This window comes from Streptomyces sp. NPDC102406, assembly GCF_044765725.1.
Classification (GTDB): domain Bacteria; phylum Actinomycetota; class Actinomycetes; order Streptomycetales; family Streptomycetaceae; genus Streptomyces.
The window spans coordinates 275746-291616 of the sequence record NZ_JBIWKP010000001.1 but is presented as its reverse complement, the minus strand read 5'-3'; the positions used below and the strand labels follow the sequence as shown (position 1 = coordinate 291616).

Genomic DNA, 15871 nt, shown 5'->3' with positions numbered 1-15871 from the left:
AGGGCTCAGGCTCGTTCCAGGATCGCCGTCACTCCCTGCCCGCCCGCGGCGCAGACGGAGATGAGGCCGCGGGCGGGGCCCTCGCGTTCGGCGAGCAGCGTGGCCAGGGTCGCGACGATCCGTGCCCCTGTCGCCGCGAAGGGGTGGCCGGTGGCGAGGGAGGAGCCCGCCACGTTGAGCCGGGCCCGGTCGACCGGCGCGAGGCCCTGCTTCTCCCATGCCGCGAGCGTCGCCAGGACCTGTGAGGCGAACGCCTCGTGCACCTCGATCAGGTCGAAGTCCTCGATCCCGAGACCGGCCCGCTCCAGCATGCGCGGCACGGCGTACGCGGGCGCCATCAGCAGCCCGTCCCCGCCGCCACCGGTGACGTCCCCGCCGACGAAGTCGACGGCCGCCGTCTCGTGGGCGGTCAGGTACGCCAGTGGCCGCAGCCCGCGCGCCTCGGCCCACTCCTCGCTCGCGAGCAGCACCACGGCCGCCCCGTCGGTGAGCGGGGTCGAGTTGCCCGCCGTCATGGTGGGGTGGGGGTCCTTGGTGCCGAAGACCGGCTTGAGCGTGGCGAGTTTGGCCGTCGTCGAGCCCGGTCGCAGGTTCTGGTCGCGCTCAAGTCCCCTGTAGGGCACCACCAGTTCGTCGAAGAGGCCCCGGTCGTACGCCGCCGCGAGGCGCTGGTGGCTCGTCGCGGCCAACGCGTCCTGGTCCTCCCGGGAGATGCCCCACTCGCGGGCGGTGACCGCCGCGTGCTCGCCCATCGACAGGCCGGTACGCGGTTCCGCGTTGCGCGGGATGTCGGGCACGAGGTGGCCCGGCCTGATCCGGGCCAGCGCCTTGAGCCGGGCCGGTGCCGACTTCGCGCGCCGTGCGGCGAGCAGGATCTTGCGCAGGTCGTCGTTGACGCCCAGCGGGGCGTCGCTCGCGGTGTCCGAGCCACCCGCGATCGCGCTGTCGGTCTGGCCGAGCGCGATCTTGTTGGCGGCGGCGATCACGGCTTGCAGCCCCGTGCCGCAGGCCTGCTGGATGTCGTAGGCGGGGGTGCGCGCGTCCAGCGTCGAGCCGAGCACGGTCTCGCGCGCGAGGTTGAAGTCCCGGCTGTGCTTGAGCACGGCGCCGGCCACGAACTCACCCACCGCGCCGGGCTCGTGGAGCTCGAAGCGGCCGACCAGGCCGTCCAGGGCCGCGGTCAGCATCTCCTGGTTGGAGGCCGTCGCGTACGGGCCGTCGGAGCGTGCGAACGGGATGCGGCTGCCGCCGATGACGGCGACTCGGCGGGGCGGTGCCGGGGTTTTGGCGGGGCGTACCATCTCGACAACTCCTGACTACTGAGTAACCTTACTCCGAAGTAAATTTACGACCGCGCAGGGAGTTGGACAATGGCCGACCGCTATCTGAACTTCACCGGCACGGCCCCCGGCCGCTTCCTGACCCGCCGCCTGGGTCTGCCGCAGCCCGCGCCCCTGCACCGCCGAACCGAGGAGCACCCCGCCTTCGAGGGGCAGTTGCTGCACTTCACAGCGGGTGCCTCCCCCTACCGCAAGGAGCTTTCGGAGCTCCTCGCCCGCACCGGCCTCCAGGTGCGTGGCTCGCTCTCGGGCCGCGCCGCGGGGCCGAAGGACCTCGTCGGCGTCGTCGTGGACGCCACCGCCGTCACCGGCCCGGACACGCTCGCCGAGGTGCACGCCGCACTGCACCCCGTCGTCCGCTCCCTCGCGGCGAGCGGGCGCGTCCTCGTGCTCGGCGCACCCCCGTCCGCCGACGACCACCACCAGGCGGCGGCGCAACAGGGCCTCGAAGGGTTCGTACGCTCCCTCGGCAAGGAGATCGGACGCGGCCGTACGGTGAACCTGGTGCGGATCGCCGGGCCCGTCGCCGCGGCCGAGACGACACTGCGCTTCCTGCTCTCGCCCCGGTCGGCCTACGTCAGCGGACAGGTCATCGAAGTGGGCGCCATCGACAGCGAGTTGGTGCTGCCGGACGACTGGGAGCGGCCCCTCGCCGGGCGCACCGCCCTGGTCACCGGCGCCGCGCGCGGCATCGGCGAGGCCGTCGCCGAGGCCCTCGTACGGGACGGTGCCCGCGTCGTCCTCCTCGACGTGCCGTCCGCCGAGGGCGACGTGGCGAAGGTCGCGGAACGGCTCGGCGGGCGCGCGCTGCCCCTCGACATCACCGCCGACGACGCGGGCGAGCGCATCGCCGAGTTCACCTCCGGGCCCGACGGCCCCGAACTCGACGTCCTCGTCCACAACGCGGGCATCACCCGCGACCGCCGACTCGCCAACATGGACGCGGCGCGCTGGAGCTCGGTCCTCGACGTCAACCTCGGCAGCGTGCTGCGCACCACCGACACCCTGCTGAAGGCGGGAGCGATACGCCGCGGCGGCAGCATCGTCACCACCGCGTCCATCGCGGGCATCGCGGGCAACACCGGCCAGACCAACTACGCCGCCAGCAAGGCGGGCATCATCGGCCTCACCCGCTCCCTCGCGCCGCGCGCCCGCACCGAGCACGGCGTCACCGTCAACGCGGTGGCCCCCGGCTTCATCGAGACCAAGATGACGGCCGCCGTCCCGCTGGTCATCCGCGAGGCCGGCCGGCGCATGAACTCCCTCGGCCAGGGCGGCCTTCCCGTCGACGTGGCCGAGACGACGGCATGGCTCGCCTGCGCCGGTTCCGGCGCGGTGAACGGGCAGGTGGTCAGGGTCTGCGGACAGAGCCTGCTCGGCGCCTGACCTGCGCCGCCCGGCCCCCGGACGTCCGCCCCCTCTCCCCCAGGACCGCCATGACCGACACCGCCCGCACCACCACCGTCACCCTCCCCTCGCTCCCCTCCCTCCTGCCCCTCATGGCCCGCGGCGCCCTGCTGTCCCCCCTCAAACGGCCCCGCCACCCCGTCGGCGCCCGCGGTCTGTCCCGCACCCGGCTCGTGGTGCCCGCGCTCCGCATCTCGCGAAGCCACCTCGCCGCGTACGCACGCGTCTGCGCCTTCCCCACCGGTGGGGCCGAACTGCCCGTCACGTATCCGCATGTCCTGGGCTTCCCGCTGGCCATGCGGCTGATGTCGGAACGCGCCTTCCCCCTGCCGCTGCTCGGGCTCGTCCACACCTCGATCGACATCACCCAGCACCGGCCCCCGAACCCCGGCGACGTCCACGAACTCAGCGCACGCATCGAGGAGTTGCGGCCCCACCGGCGCGGCACCGAAGCCGTCGTCAGCACCGAGCTCCGCACCGACGGCGCCCTCGTCTGGCAGTCGACCAGCGCCTACCTGGCCCGCCACAGGACGCCCGGCACCACGGACACCGACCCGCCCGCACCCACCCCCGCCGCACCCCTCCCCCCGCTCGCCGAATGGACCCTGAGCGGCGACCTCGGCCGCCGCTACGCCGCCGCGTCCGGCGACCGCAACCCGATCCACCTGCACCCGCTCACCGCCCGCGCCTTCGGCTTCCCGCGCGCCATCGCCCACGGCATGTGGACCGTCGCCCGCTGCCTCGCGGAACACGGCGCGCGCGGACCCGTCCACGTACGCGCGCAGTTCAAGGCGCCCGTCCTGCTGCCGGGCACCGTGACCTACGCGGCACACGGCACGGCCTTCGCACTGCGCGCCACCGACGGGGACCGGGTGCACGTCACCGGTGACGTACGGGAGATCGACACCCCTCTACGGGGGTGACCAGCGCCGCCCGTCCATCAGGTTCCCGAGGCCCGACCAGGCGAAGTTCATCATCGTGGTGGCGGCCTCCTTCGCGGAGACGGACGGGTCGGCGTTGGCCCACCCGGCGAGCGCCTCGGCCGCCCCCACCAGGGCCAGCGCGAGCCCCGCGACCTCCCGTGCGGCCGGGCCCGGCTCCTCGTGCGCCTCCCGCGAGGCCTGCGCGATCAACGACGCCACGAACGCCACGATCTCCTCCCGGGCGACCCCGACCTCCGCGACGAACGGCTCCCCGCCCGACCGCGCCTGGCTGTGCAGCACCGCCCACCCGTCGGGGCGCTCGGCGGTGTGCGTGAAGAAGGCGGTGAGCCCGTCCCAGAGCTGCCGGTCGGCGGGCGCGTCCGTCCGCACCCCGGCCCGCACCGCCGCGATCAGCGCCCGCGCCTCCCGCCGGATGCAGGCGGTGAACAGCTCCTCCTTCGAGTTCAGATACAGGTACACCAAGGGCTTGGAGACCCCGGCCAGTTCGGCGATCTCGTCCATCGACGCCGCCCGGTACCCCCGTTGTCCGAACACCCGCACCGCGGCGTCCATCATCTGCCGCTCCCGCTCGGCCCGCGGCAACCGCACCGCCCGAACCCGCACCCCACCGCTCACCGCGGCCCCTTCCCTCCACACACCTGCGCCGCGTTCACCCTACGCAGCGCGCCCCGCCCCCGGAGTCCGGGGACGGGGCGCTGCGGCGTACGAGCCGGGGGACGTCAGGCGGCGGCCGACAGGGCCACCGGCTGCGGCTCGTCCACCGGGGAGGAGGTCGCGTTGTCGTAGGCGTCGCGGTCCAGGATCCGCTCACGGGCGGAGACGATCACCGGGACGACGACCTGCCCGGCGACGTTCGTCGCGGTCCTCATCATGTCCAGGATCGGGTCGATCGCGAGGAGCAGGCCGACGCCCTCCATCGGCAGGCCGAGCGTGGAGAGGGTCAGGGTCAGCATGACCGTGGCGCCGGTGAGGCCCGCCGTGGCGGCGGAGCCGACGACCGAGACGAAGGCGATGAGCAGGTAGTCACCGACGCTCAGGTCGATGTCGAAGATCTGCGCGACGAAGATCGCGGCGATCGCCGGGTAGATCGCGGCGCAGCCGTCCATCTTCGTGGTGGCGCCGAACGGGACGGAGAAGGAGGCGTACTCCTTCGGCACGCCGAGGCGCTCGGTGACCTTCTGGGTCAGCGGCATGGTGCCGACCGAGGAGCGGGAGACGAAGGCGAGCTGGATGGCGGGCCAGGCACCCTTGAAGAACTGGAGCGGGCTCAGCTTGGCGACGGTCGCGAGCAGCGTCGGGTAGACGACGAACATGACCAGGGCGCAGCCGACGTAGATGTCGGCGGTGAAGGTCGCGTACTTGCTGATGAGGTCCCAGCCGTAGGTGGCGATGGCGTAGCCGATGAGGCCGATGGTGCCGATGGGCGCCAGCTTGATGACCCACCACAGGGCCTTCTGGAGGAGTTCGAGGATCGACTCGGAGAGGGTGAGGATCGGCTTGGCCTTCTCGCCGACCTGGAGGATGGCGATGCCGGCGACGACGGCCATGAAGACGATCTGGAGGACGTTCAGCTCGGTGAACGGCGTGATGACGTCGGTGGGGACGATGCCGGTCAGGAAGTCGAGCCAGGAGCCCGCGTGGTCCGGCTTGCCGCCGTCCTTCGGGGTGAGTCCGGTGCCCGCGCCGGGGTTGGTGACCAGGCCGATGACGAGGCCGATGGCGACCGCGATCAGCGAGGTGATCATGAACCAGAGGAGGGTGCGGGAGGCGAGCCGCGCGGCGTTGTTGACCTTGCGGAGGTTGGTGATGGACACCAGGATCGCGAAGAAGACGAGCGGGGCGACCGCCAGCTTCAGGAGCTGGACGAAGATGCTGCCGATCTTGTCCAGGGTGGTGACCAGCCAGGACAGGTCCTGGCTGCGGGCGAGCCAGCCGAGCAGCACACCGAGGACGAGGCCGCCCAGGATCTGGGCCCAGAAGGGGAGCTTGGGTATGCGGGAGCCGGGCTTCGGCTCGGCCGGCGTGGCGTCGGCCGGGGCGGTGGTGTTCGCGGACACGAGAGCACTCCAGTGGAACGTGGGAACGCGCGGGGACAGGGCGGGGCTACGTACGGGACGTACTGGAGCGGCTGCCGGGACGAGGGTCAGCGGCGCCGCTGCATCGGGGATGGTCGCGTCAGGCGCGACAGGCCGCGGACATGCAGCGGCAGAGATCGACATGCAGGCGCGCCACGAGCGGGACGCCCGGGACAGTGCGGTGCGCGGCTGATGTCTTCATGTCAGAAACGTTAACACCAGAGCTTTGAGAACATCAAAGGGTCTCTTGGGGGAAGACCGGGGGGACGTACGCCCTTAAAGCCGCATTTGCCTTGAAAACACAGGCGCCCCCGCCACCTGAGCGGTGACGGGGGCGGAAGGTCTGTGAGGTAACTTACGCGCCGTGGGCGCGGGCGGCGTCGTCCGCCTGGTCCTCCATGGAGCGGTTGGCGTCCATGGTGGCCTTGGCGCGGTCGACGCGGGCGACGATCTTCTCGGAGGCCCGGTCGCGCTCGCCGCGCAGCACCACGAAGCTGATGGGCGCGGAGACGACCAGGGCGAGGAGCGCGATCCAGAGGTAGTTGGAGCCACCCAGGCCGCGCGGGACGATGCCGGTGGCGACGAGACCCCAGACGACGAGGAAGCAGCCCACGAAGATTCCGAGGCGCATCAGCGTGTAGCGGAGCATCTCAATCCACTCTTCCGTTGCGAAATGGTCCCCCCAGTGAAGCACGGGCGCCGCAAACCTTGTTGAGCGGTCCCGCATGTAATGGGTACGGTCGCCTTATGCCTCTTACCTTCACCCTTGATCCGTCGATCGACCCGGCGCTGCGGGACGGCGTCCTCACACTGTGGGCGGACGTCTCGAACGCGGGCGGGGCCGTGGGTTTCGTCCCGCCCGTCGCCCCCGAGGACATCCGTCCCGAGCTGATGAAGCACCTCGCCGGGATGGCCGAGGGCCGAATCCGTCTCCTCGTCGGCCACGACGAGGAGGGCAGGGTCGCGGCGACGGCGTTCCTGGCCCACAACCGGCACCGTCTGATGCGCCACCACCTGTGGGTGTACACGGTGATGGTCCACCCCCGGCACCAGGGCCGGGGGTACGGGCGGGCGCTCATGTCCGCCGTGGAGGACGCGGCGCGCGGCTTCGACGGCATAGAGGCGCTGCGGCTGACGTGCCGTGGCGGCACGGGCGCGGACGCCTTCTACGCGGCGTGCGGCTACAAGGAGGTCGGGCGGATCCCCGGGGCGATCCGGGTGGCCCCGGGGGACGACCGCGACGACGTGCACATGATGCTGCCGCTGTACTGAGGTCCGCTGTACCGAGGCCCCTGCACCGAGGCCCCTGTACCGAGTGGCCGGGCGGGGCCTCAGACGCGCATCGCCTGCGGGGTGTCCCGGCGGGCCGGGTCGGGGCCCTCGTACTCGCGGATGATCTCGTAGCGCGTGTTGCGCTCGACGGGCCTGAACCCGGCGTCGCGGATGAGGTCGAGCAGGTCTTCGCGGGTCAGCTTGTTCGGCGTGCCGTAGTTGTCCGCGTCGTGCGTGATCTTGTACTCGACGACCGAGCCGTCCATGTCGTCGGCGCCGTGCTGGAGCGCGAGCTGGGTGGTCTGGAGACCGTGCATGACCCAGAAGCACTTCACGTGCGGCACGTTGTCGAAGAGCAGGCGCGAGACGGCGAACGTCTTGAGCGCCTCCGCACCCGTCGCCATCGTGGTGCGGGCCTGGAGGCGGTTCCTGACCTTGCCGTCCTTCATGTCGACGAAGTCGTGCTGGTAGCGCAGCGGGATGAAGACCTGGAAGCCGCCGGTCTCGTCCTGGAGCTCACGCAAGCGCAGCACGTGGTCGACGCGGTGACGGGGCTCCTCGATGTGCCCGTACAGCATCGTCGCGGGGGTCTTGAGCCCCTTCTCGTGCGCCAGGCGGTGGATGCGCGACCAGTCCTCCCAGTGGGTGTCGTGGTCGACGATGTGCTGACGGATCTCCCAGTCGAAGATCTCGGCGCCGCCGCCGGTGAGGGACTCCAGGCCCGCGTCGATCAGTTCGTCGAGGATCTCGCTCGCCGGGAGACCGGAGATCTTCTCGAAGTGGTGGATCTCGGTGGCCGTGAAGGCCTTGAGCCCGACGTGGGGCAGGGCCTCCTTGAGGGCCTTCAGCGAGCGCGGGTAGTAGCGCCAGGGGAGCGTCGGGTGCAGGCCGTTGACGATGTGCAGCTCGGTGAGGCTCTCCGACTCCATCGCCTTGGCGAGCTTGACGGCCTCCTCGATGCGCATCGTGTACGCGTCCTTCTCGCCCGGCTTGCGCTGGAACGAGCAGTAGGCGCACGAGGCGGTGCACACGTTGGTCATGTTGAGGTGGCGGTTGACGTTGAAGTGCACGACGTCGCCGTTCTTGCGCGTGCGCACCTCGTGGGCGAGACCGCCGAGCCAGGCCAGGTCGTCCGACGCGTAGAGCGCGACGCCGTCCTCGCGGGACAGCCGCTCACCGTCCCTGACCTTCTGCTCCAGCTCGCGCTTGAGCCCTGCGTCCATGCCCGTACCTCTCCTCACCAACACGACCCATAAGTCCGGTCCACCGTACGCCCACCCTCCGACAGGCGGCGCTCAGACCTCCTCGGGAAGCTTCCCGACCCTGTTCTCCCACTTCGTGGAGAGGACGATCGTGGTGCGGGTGCGGGAGACGCCCTTGGTGCCGCTGAGGCGGCGGATCGTCTTCTCCAGGCCGTCGACGTCGCCGACGCGCACCTTGAGCATGTAGGAGTCGTCACCGGCGATGAACCAGCAGTCCTCGATCTCGTGCAGGTCCTTCAGGCGGCGCGCGACGTCCTCGTGGTCGGCGGCGTCGGAGAGCGAGATGCCGATGAGGGCGGTGACGCCGAGGCCGAGCGAGGCGGAGTCGACGGTGGCGCGGTAGCCGGTGATGACGCCGGCCGCCTCCAGGCGGTTGATGCGGTCCGTCACGCTCGGTCCTGACAGGCCGACGAGGCGGCCCAACTCCGCATACGAGGCGCGGCCGTTCTCGCGCAGGGCCTGGATGAGCTGCCTGTCCACGGCGTCCATAGGTCCAAAGCCTTTCATTGTTCAGCGTTGACGCGAGTTTACGCACAGAAAGCAAGGCGCATGGGGGCAATGCACCATAAATTTCAAGCCAAGGTGAGGGTTACGGCGTACGGGAGCCTCCCCCGAGCTCTCCCTGCCAGCGCCGGTACAGCGTGTGCGGCACCCCTGCCGCGTCCAGCGCCCGGCCCGCGACGAAGTCCACCAGATCCTGGATGTGTGTGGCGCCCGCGTAGAACGCCGGTGAGGCGGGCAGCACGACCGCGCCCGCGTCGTCCAGCGTCACCAGATGCCTCAGCGTCTGCCCGTTCAACGGCGTCTCCCGCACCGCGACGACCAGCCTGCGCCCCTCCTTGAGCGTCACGCTCGCCGCGCGCTGGAGCAGGTCCTTGGACAGGCCCAGCGCCACACCCGCCACGCACGCCGTCGAGGCGGGCACGATGATCATGCCCTTGACCGGGTACGAGCCGGAGGAAGGACCCGCCGCGAGATCACCGGCGGGCCAGTGCCGTACGTCGCTCAGATCGACGCCCTCGAAGGTGCCGGGCTTGCCGTCCGCGCCCCGCTCCAGCCACCGCGCCAGGTCCTCGCGCCAGTGCCCGTCCCGGAACGCGATGCCCGTCTCGTCGAGCAGCGTGAGCCGCGAGGCCCGCGAGACGACCAGGTCCACCGCCTCGCCCGCGGCCAGGAGTGCGCGCAGCACGGCAGCGGCGTACGGGGTCCCCGATGCGCCGGACACCCCGACAACCCAGGGCCTGCGGCTCGGTGCGTTAACGTGCTCCACACCACGAGCCTATCCGGCGCGCCCCGAGGGGAACTTGAGCAGGGGCCGTGGTCGTTCATCGGGCGGGGGGAGCTTGAGATGACGGACGGCACGAGGACGGTACGGGGACAGGCGCGCGGGCGCGTACTGGCCGCGGGACAGCTCATGGTCGGGTGGGTGGCCCTGCTGTGGCTGCTCGAAGCGGTGGACGCGGCGTCGGGGCACGCGCTCGACCGTTTTGGCATACAGCCGCGCGACCCCGCCGAGCTGGTCGACGTCGTCCCGGCCTCGTTCATCCACTTCGGCTTCGACCACGTCGCCGCGAACTCCGTACCCCTGCTGGTCCTCGGCTTCGTCGCGGCACTCTCCGGGCTGCGCCGCTTCCTGCTGGTCTGCGCCCTGATCGTGGTGGCCGACGGGCTCGGGGTGTGGCTGGTGGCCCCGGCCCACTCGAACACGGCGGGCGCGTCCGGCCTGATCTTCGGCCTGTTCGGCTTCGTCGTGCTCAGCGGTTTCGTCGAGCGCAGACCGCTCGGCATCGTCGTGGGCGTGCTGACGGCGGCGTACTGGGGCACGACGATCCTGGCGGGCCTGTCCCCGGCCAACGACGGGGTGAGCTGGCAGGGCCATCTCATCGGGCTGATCGCGGGCGTGGCGGCGGCGTTCGTCGTACGCCGCAGACGCATACCGGGCGCGGCCTGAACAAGCGGCCTGAGTACGTGCTCTGAGTACGCCGCCTCATGCGCGGGCCGCCCGGGCTCGTGAGAGTGGGGCCATGAAGGCCCGATACCTCGTGCTCTGCGCGGTGGCCGCCGTCGCCGCCCTCGTCCTGGTCCGCGTGCTCGGCATCCCCGCCGAGACCGTGCTGCTCGCCGTCGGTGCGACGGTCTGCCTGCTCTGGCTCGTCCTGCTGCTGACCCTGCCCTGGAACCTGTACTTCCGTGCCCGTTCCGTCGTCCACGAGGCCCGCGTCAGCCGCGAGAAGGGGATCGCGGTCCCGGCCGACCGGGACGCGGAGGCCGCCCGGATCGCCGCCGTCATGCTGCGCCTTGCCGTCGGCGCGCACCTCGTCACCGGCGCCGTCACGGTGTGCGCCGCCTGGGCCACGGGCCGGACCGCGGGCTACTGGCTCGCGGGCTGCTATCTGCTCAGCACCCTGTTCCGCCCCGCGGGCGCCTACTTCGCCGCGCTGCGGCGCCGCCTCACCACGCTCCACGGCGAGGTGCGCTTCCCGCGCGACGACGTGGCGGCACTGCGCACCGCCGTCACCGCGCTCCAGAACGGCACGGCCGTCCTGGAGGAGAAGGCGGAGGAGACGTACCGGGTCCTGGCCGAACTGCGTACGTCCGTCGACGCCGTGGGCCTGTCCGCCCACGGCCGCGCGGACCGCCTGGACCTGCGGATCGAGGCCCTCGGCCGCGAGTTCGAGTCAGTGGTGAACCGGCTGACGGACAACCAGGAGATCATCACCGGACTCAAGGCGTTCCTGCGGCTGCTGCGCGCCGGGGACGGCCCGGCACACCTCACACCGTGAGGCCGCGCACCAGCAGGTCGAGGAGCGCGCACACGAAGAGGGCGATCCCGATGAAGCCGTTGACCTGGAAGAACGCCCGGTTCAGCCGGGACAGGTCATGCGGCTTCACGATCGTGTGCTCGTAGAGGAAGGCAGCGGCGACGATGACCAGGCCGACCCAGAAGAAGATGCCGGCGCCGGTGGCGAGCGCGTACCAGACGAACAGGGCCGTCGTGACGAAGTGGCAGCCGCGCGCGCCGCGGATCGCGGCCGGGATGCCGAAACGGGCCGGGACCGACATGACGCCGACCTCGCGGTCGGTCTCCACGTCCTGGCACGCGTAGATCAGGTCGAACCCGCCGATCCAGATGCCGACGGCGAGACCGAGGATCACCGCGTCCCACGACCAGGAGCCGGTGACCGCGATCCACGCGCCGATCGGGCCCATCGCCTGGGCGAGACCGAGGATGGCCTGCGGGAAGTTCGTGAACCGCTTGCCGTACGGGTAGACGACCATCGGGATCACCGCGATGGGCGCGAGCGCCAGGCAGAGCGGGTTCAGGAGCGCCGCCGACGCCAGGAAGATCACCAGGGCGATGAGCGCGCCGGTCCAGGCGGACTTCACGGACACGGCGCCGGTGACGAGTTCGCGGTGGGCGGTGCGCGGGTTGCGGGCGTCGATCTCGCGGTCGATGATCCGGTTCGCCGCCATGGCGAACGTGCGCAGGCCCACCATGCAGATGGTGACCAGGAGCAGCCGGCCCCAGTGGATGTTCTTGTCCAGCTCGAACATCGCGGTCAGCGCCGCGGTGTAGGCGAACGGCAGCGCGAAGACCGAGTGCTCGATCATGACCAGGCGCAGGAACGCCTTGGTGCGGCCCGGCTGTCGCGGGATCGCGGCGGATGCTGAGGTCACTTGAGTCCGTACTCCTTCCAGCGGCGGTCCACCAGGGCCGCCGTTCGGGGGTCGGAGACGACCATCTCCGGCCATCCGCCGTCTCGCGTATAGCCCTCCTCGGGCCACTTCCTCGTCGCGTCGATACCCGCCTTGCCGCCCCAGAACTGCTGGTAGGAGGCGTGGTCGAGATGGTCGACGGGTCCCTCGACGACGGTCAGGTCACGGGCGTAGTCCGTGTTCCCGAGCGCGCGCCACGACACTTCATGAAGATCGTGGACGTCGCAATCGGAGTCGACGACGACGATCAGCTTGGTCAGCGACATCATGTGGGCGCCCCAGATGGCGCTCATCACCTTCTGGGCGTGCTTCGGGTACTTCTTGTCGATCGAGACGATCGCGCAGTTGTGGAAGCCGCCCGACTCGGGCAGGTGGTAGTCGACGATGTCGGGGACGATCACCTTGAGCAGCGGCAGGAAGAACCGCTCCGTGGCGCGGCCGAGCGGCCCGTCCTCGGTGGGCGGACGGCCGACGACGATCGACTGGAGCAGCGGACGCCTGCGCATCGTGACGCAGTCGATGGTCAGCGCGGGGAACGGTTCCTGCGGGGTGTAGAACCCCGTGTGGTCGCCGAAGGGCCCCTCGGGCAGCATCTCACCGGGTTCGAGCCAGCCCTCGATGACCACCTCGGCGTGGGCCGGGACCTGGAGCGGGACCGTCTTGCAGTCGACCATCTCGACGCGCTTGCCCTGGATGAACCCGGCCAGCATGTACTCGTCCATGTCGCCGGGGAGCGGCGCCGTGGAGGCGTACGTGACCGCGGGCGGGCAGCCGAAGGCGATGGCGACGGGCAGCTTCTCGCCCTTGCGGGCGGCCACCTGGTAGTGGTTGCGGCTGTCCTTGTGGATCTGCCAGTGCATGCCGATGGTGCGCTTGTCGTGGCGCTGGAGGCGGTACAGGCCGAGGTTGCGCACCCCGGACTCCGGGTCCTTGGTGTGGGTCAGCCCCAGGTTGAAGAAGGAGCCGCCGTCCTGGGGCCAGGTGAACAGCGCCGGGAGCGCGTCGAGGTCGACGTCGTCGCCGTGCAGCACGACCTCCTGCACGGGTGCGTCCTTGACCTTGCGCGGCGGCACGTGCGTCATCGCGCCGAGCTTGCCGAACGCCTCCCGGATCCCGACGAAGCCGTGCGGCAGTTCGGGCTTGAGCAGGCCGCCGATCTTCTCGCTGATGTCGTTGTACGACTTCAGGCCGAGCGCCTTGAGCAGCCGCCGGTCGGTGCCGTACACGTTCATCGCGAGGGGCATCGCGGCGCCCTTCACGTTCTCGAAGAGCAGGGCCGGGCCGCCGGACTTCTGTACGCGGTCGACGATCTCACCGACCTCCAGATAGGGGTCGACCTCGGCCTTGATGCGCAGCAGGTCGCCCTCGCGCTCCAGCGCCCGGAGCAGGGAGCGAAGATCGTCGTAAGCCATGCCTTCCAGTTTGTCATCCCCTGCGGCGGATCTCGCCGGGGGCCGGGCGCTACCCTGGGCCCGCCTTCGCGAACCCAGCGAACTCGTCACATGCCCCGGGGGGACCACACGTCATGCTCAGGTATCTGCCGTTCCTCTTGGTCCTGGCGCTGTGGATCTACGCCTTCATCGACTGCCTGAACACCCCGGAGGAGGAGGTGCGCGGGCTGCCGAAGGTGATCTGGGTCATCATCATCCTGCTCTTCGGCGAGGTCCTCGTCGGGCCGATCGCCTGGCTGGCGGCCGGAAAGCGACGGCACGCCCCCGCGGGCGGCTCGACCCCCTCCGAGTGGCATCGCGAGCACCGGACGCGGTTCGTGGCGCCCGACGACGACCCCGAGTTCCTCCAGTCCCTCAAGGGGGAGAACAAGAAGGACGAGGCGCTCCTCAAGGACTGGGAGGCGGACCTGCGCCGCCGCGAGGAGGAGCTGAGGCGCCGCGAGGGCGAGCAGGGCACCGAGTGACCGGGGCCCCGTAGGACACGGGCGGGGCGTGCCGCACACTGGATGCGGAACACCCCCCTCCGCCACCGCACTCCCGTGAAGGCCATGCCCAGACCCACGCACGCCCCGGCGCCCGATGTGGCCACCGGCCCCGAGAAACTCATCGCCGTCGAGGAGCACGGAGCCGATCCCGTCCCGCACGAGCGACGGCACGGCGGCCCGCGGCAGCTTCTGTGGACGTGGGCGTCGCCCCAGGTCGGTTTCGCGACGGTCTTCATCGGGGTGCTGTCGGTCACCGCGTTCGGCCTCGGCTTCCCGCAGGCGGTCGCGGCCCTGGTGCTCGGCGCGGGCCTCGGCTCGCTGGCGCACGGGGTGCTGTCGACGGACGGGCCCCGGTTCGGGGTCCCGCAAATGGTGATCGGCCGGCTCTCCTTCGGCCACCGCGGCAACGCGCTGCCGTCCGCCGTCAACGCCCTGGTCTCCGGCGTCGGCTGGTTCGCCGTCAACACGGTCGGCGGCGCCTTCGCCCTCAACTCCCTGACCGGGCTGCCGCCGCTGCCCAGCCTGCTGATCCTCGTCGTCTTGGAAGTCCTCATCGGCTACGTGGGCCACGACCTGGTGCACCGCTTCGAGCGCTACGCCTTCCCGGTCCTCGCGGCTGTCTTCCTGCTCGCCGGGGTGTGGATCTTCAAGGGCGCCGACCTCACGGGCCCGGGCCACGGCGGCGGCTTCGGCGGTTTCCTGCTGGCGTTCAGCGCCGTCTTCGGCTTCACGGCGGGCTGGAACCCGTGCGCCGCCGACTACGCCCGCTATCTGCCCGCCGACACCCCGCGCCGGGCCACCGCCTGGTACGCGGGGCTCGGCCTGTTCGTGTCGGTCGCCGTCGTCTCCGTGATCGGCGCCGCCTCCGGCACGCTCGCCGCGCCCGCGGGGGCCAGCCCCACCGACGCCTTCACCGGCCACCTCCCCGACCGGCTCGGCGACCTCACGCTCGTCGCGATCATCCTGGGCGCGATGGCCGCCTCCACCCTGAACGTCTACTCGGCGGCCGTCTCCCTGTCCTCGCTCGACCTGAAGCTGCCCCTGTGGCTGAACCGGGCCGCGCTCGTCGCGGTCGTCGGCGTCATCGGCACCGCCGCGGGCTGGGCCTCGCTCGCCGACGCGGGCCACGCCTTCGAGAACTTCCTGCTCGTCATCGCGTACTGGATCGCCCCCTGGCTCGGCGTCGTCCTCATGGAGCACCGCCTGCGCGCCCTGCCCGACGCGGCGCTCGCGGACCGCCTCCAGGACCGCTCCTTCGGCAATCCGGCCGGTCTGATCGCCCTGCTCGCCGGCGTCGCCGTGTCGGTCCCGCTGTTCTCCAACCAGACCGTGTTCGTCGGCGTCGTGCCGCACCACTGGCCCGGCGTCGGCGACCTGACCTGCCCGGTCGGCTTCGCGCTCGGCGCGCTCCTGTACGTGCTGCTGCGCCGCCGCGACACGCCCCTCTAGAAAGGCCCGTACGTCATGGAACTCGACCTCGCCCGCACCTGGCTCGCCACCGCCGTGGAGGAGGCGAAGGCCGGTCTCGCCGAGGGCGGCATCCCGATCGGTGCCGCGCTGTACTCGGCCGACGGCACGGTGCTCGGCCGTGGCCACAATCGGCGGGTGCAGGACGCGGATCCGTCGGTGCACGGGGAGACCGACGCGTTTCGCGCCGCGGGTCGCCAGCGCTCGTACCGGGGCACCACGATGGTGACCACGCTCAGTCCCTGCTGGTACTGCTCGGGGCTGGTACGGCAGTTCGGCATCTCCCGCGTGGTCATCGGGGAGGCGCGTACGTTCCACGGTGGGCACGACTGGCTTGCCGAGCACGGGGTGGAGATCGTGCTGCTGGACGATCCGGAGTGCGCGGCGATGATGCGGAACTTCATCGAGGCGAGCCCGGCCCTGTGGAACGAGGACATCGGCGACTAGGCGC

Annotated in this window: 17 protein-coding genes; 8 read left to right on the top strand and 9 right to left on the bottom strand. The window is 71.1% G+C overall.

From position 1 onward, the window contains the following. Positions 1 to 5: 5 nt before the first annotated feature. Positions 6 to 1301 carry an acetyl-CoA C-acetyltransferase gene (locus ACIRF8_RS01415; RefSeq protein ID WP_404209707.1) on the bottom strand — a complete coding sequence of 432 codons (1296 nt, stop codon included), beginning with the start codon at positions 1299 to 1301 and terminating at the stop codon, positions 6 to 8. A gap of 69 nt (positions 1302 to 1370) precedes the next feature. Between ACIRF8_RS01415 and ACIRF8_RS01410 the strand changes: the two genes are divergently transcribed. Together ACIRF8_RS01410 and ACIRF8_RS01405 are read left to right on the top strand one after the other, a co-directional pair. Further along, a complete protein-coding gene (locus tag ACIRF8_RS01410) occupies positions 1371 to 2726 on the top strand; it encodes a 3-oxoacyl-ACP reductase (protein WP_404209705.1) in 1356 nt (451 codons plus the stop codon). Positions 2727 to 2776: 50 nt separating this feature from the next. After that, on the top strand, positions 2777 to 3670 hold the full coding sequence (locus ACIRF8_RS01405) for a MaoC family dehydratase (RefSeq protein WP_404209703.1): 894 nt from the start codon (positions 2777 to 2779) through the stop codon (positions 3668 to 3670). On the opposite strand, the gene ACIRF8_RS01400 is transcribed toward ACIRF8_RS01405, so the two are convergent. From ACIRF8_RS01400 to ACIRF8_RS01390, 3 genes are all read right to left on the bottom strand, one after another. Then, entirely contained in the window at positions 3659 to 4246 is a 588-nt protein-coding gene (locus ACIRF8_RS01400; RefSeq protein WP_404212214.1) for a TetR/AcrR family transcriptional regulator, read from the bottom strand. The two genes, ACIRF8_RS01405 and ACIRF8_RS01400, sit on opposite strands and share 12 nt — an antisense overlap. Before the next feature lie 164 nt (positions 4247 to 4410). After that, a complete protein-coding gene (locus ACIRF8_RS01395; RefSeq protein ID WP_404209701.1) occupies positions 4411 to 5748 on the bottom strand; it encodes a dicarboxylate/amino acid:cation symporter in 1338 nt (445 codons plus the stop codon). Positions 5749 to 6121: 373 nt separating this feature from the next. Then, on the bottom strand, positions 6122 to 6415 hold the full coding sequence (locus ACIRF8_RS01390) for a DUF4229 domain-containing protein (RefSeq protein ID WP_404209699.1): 294 nt from the start codon (positions 6413 to 6415) through the stop codon (positions 6122 to 6124). 98 nt (positions 6416 to 6513) lie between these two features. Here ACIRF8_RS01390 and ACIRF8_RS01385 point away from each other — a divergent pair, with 98 nt between their 5' ends. Next, a complete protein-coding gene (locus ACIRF8_RS01385; RefSeq protein ID WP_404209697.1) occupies positions 6514 to 7038 on the top strand; it encodes a GNAT family N-acetyltransferase in 525 nt (174 codons plus the stop codon). Positions 7039 to 7097: 59 nt separating this feature from the next. Here the strand turns inward: ACIRF8_RS01385 and mqnE are convergent, their stop codons facing one another. From mqnE to ACIRF8_RS01370, 3 genes are all read right to left on the bottom strand, one after another. Next, positions 7098 to 8261, bottom strand: a complete 1164-nt coding sequence (gene mqnE, locus ACIRF8_RS01380) for an aminofutalosine synthase MqnE (protein ID WP_404209695.1) — start codon at positions 8259 to 8261, stop codon at positions 7098 to 7100. Between the two features lie 72 nt (positions 8262 to 8333). After that, positions 8334 to 8789 (bottom strand): Lrp/AsnC family transcriptional regulator, encoded by a 456-nt coding sequence (locus tag ACIRF8_RS01375; protein ID WP_404209693.1) that lies wholly within the window; start codon positions 8787 to 8789, stop codon positions 8334 to 8336. Positions 8790 to 8889: 100 nt separating this feature from the next. After that, complete coding sequence (locus ACIRF8_RS01370; RefSeq protein WP_404209691.1) at positions 8890 to 9570, bottom strand: UbiX family flavin prenyltransferase; 681 nt, start codon at positions 9568 to 9570, stop codon at positions 8890 to 8892. Between the two features lie 78 nt (positions 9571 to 9648). Between ACIRF8_RS01370 and ACIRF8_RS01365 the strand changes: the two genes are divergently transcribed. Beyond that, positions 9649 to 10251, top strand: coding sequence for a rhomboid family intramembrane serine protease (locus tag ACIRF8_RS01365; protein WP_404209689.1), 603 nt, complete (start codon positions 9649 to 9651; stop codon positions 10249 to 10251). 73 nt (positions 10252 to 10324) lie between these two features. Next, entirely contained in the window at positions 10325 to 11083 is a 759-nt protein-coding gene (locus ACIRF8_RS01360; protein WP_404209687.1) for a hypothetical protein, read from the top strand. On the opposite strand, the gene mqnP is transcribed toward ACIRF8_RS01360, so the two are convergent. Continuing rightward, complete coding sequence (gene mqnP, locus ACIRF8_RS01355; RefSeq protein ID WP_404209685.1) at positions 11073 to 11978, bottom strand: menaquinone biosynthesis prenyltransferase MqnP; 906 nt, start codon at positions 11976 to 11978, stop codon at positions 11073 to 11075. The genes ACIRF8_RS01360 and mqnP overlap by 11 nt on opposite strands. Continuing rightward, positions 11975 to 13429, bottom strand: a complete 1455-nt coding sequence (locus tag ACIRF8_RS01350) for a menaquinone biosynthesis decarboxylase (protein WP_404209683.1) — start codon at positions 13427 to 13429, stop codon at positions 11975 to 11977. The genes mqnP and ACIRF8_RS01350 overlap by 4 nt, the downstream gene beginning before the upstream one ends. A 113-nt stretch (positions 13430 to 13542) precedes the next feature. On the opposite strand from ACIRF8_RS01350, the gene ACIRF8_RS01345 reads away from it, so the two are divergent. The 3 genes from ACIRF8_RS01345 (at position 13543) to ACIRF8_RS01335 (ending at position 15867) form a co-directional block, all read left to right on the top strand. After that, positions 13543 to 13932, top strand: a complete 390-nt coding sequence (locus ACIRF8_RS01345; protein WP_404209681.1) for a PLD nuclease N-terminal domain-containing protein — start codon at positions 13543 to 13545, stop codon at positions 13930 to 13932. 84 nt (positions 13933 to 14016) lie between these two features. Then, positions 14017 to 15402, top strand: coding sequence for a purine-cytosine permease family protein (locus tag ACIRF8_RS01340; RefSeq protein ID WP_404209679.1), 1386 nt, complete (start codon positions 14017 to 14019; stop codon positions 15400 to 15402). Between the two features lie 15 nt (positions 15403 to 15417). Further along, positions 15418 to 15867, top strand: a complete 450-nt coding sequence (locus tag ACIRF8_RS01335) for a nucleoside deaminase (RefSeq protein ID WP_404209677.1) — start codon at positions 15418 to 15420, stop codon at positions 15865 to 15867. The last annotated feature ends 4 nt before the right edge of the window (positions 15868 to 15871 follow it).

Bases quoted from the DNA above. Each gene is read 5' to 3' on its own strand.
- ACIRF8_RS01410 (WP_404209705.1), top strand. From the start codon at position 1,371: ATGGCCGACCGCTATCTGAACTTCACCGGCACGGCCCCCGGCCGCTTC.
- ACIRF8_RS01365 (WP_404209689.1), top strand. From the start codon at position 9,649: ATGACGGACGGCACGAGGACGGTACGGGGACAGGCGCGCGGGCGCGTA.
- ACIRF8_RS01340 (WP_404209679.1), top strand. From the start codon at position 14,017: ATGCCCAGACCCACGCACGCCCCGGCGCCCGATGTGGCCACCGGCCCC.
- mqnE (WP_404209695.1), bottom strand. From the start codon at position 8,261: ATGGACGCAGGGCTCAAGCGCGAGCTGGAGCAGAAGGTCAGGGACGGT.
- ACIRF8_RS01405 (WP_404209703.1), top strand. From the start codon at position 2,777: ATGACCGACACCGCCCGCACCACCACCGTCACCCTCCCCTCGCTCCCC.
- ACIRF8_RS01350 (WP_404209683.1), bottom strand. From the start codon at position 13,429: ATGGCTTACGACGATCTTCGCTCCCTGCTCCGGGCGCTGGAGCGCGAG.
- ACIRF8_RS01345 (WP_404209681.1), top strand. From the start codon at position 13,543: ATGCTCAGGTATCTGCCGTTCCTCTTGGTCCTGGCGCTGTGGATCTAC.
- ACIRF8_RS01335 (WP_404209677.1), top strand. From the start codon at position 15,418: ATGGAACTCGACCTCGCCCGCACCTGGCTCGCCACCGCCGTGGAGGAG.
- ACIRF8_RS01390 (WP_404209699.1), bottom strand. From the start codon at position 6,415: ATGCTCCGCTACACGCTGATGCGCCTCGGAATCTTCGTGGGCTGCTTC.
- ACIRF8_RS01375 (WP_404209693.1), bottom strand. From the start codon at position 8,789: ATGGACGCCGTGGACAGGCAGCTCATCCAGGCCCTGCGCGAGAACGGC.
- ACIRF8_RS01385 (WP_404209697.1), top strand. From the start codon at position 6,514: ATGCCTCTTACCTTCACCCTTGATCCGTCGATCGACCCGGCGCTGCGG.
- ACIRF8_RS01400 (WP_404212214.1), bottom strand. From the start codon at position 4,246: ATGATGGACGCCGCGGTGCGGGTGTTCGGACAACGGGGGTACCGGGCG.
- ACIRF8_RS01360 (WP_404209687.1), top strand. From the start codon at position 10,325: ATGAAGGCCCGATACCTCGTGCTCTGCGCGGTGGCCGCCGTCGCCGCC.
- ACIRF8_RS01415 (WP_404209707.1), bottom strand. From the start codon at position 1,301: ATGGTACGCCCCGCCAAAACCCCGGCACCGCCCCGCCGAGTCGCCGTC.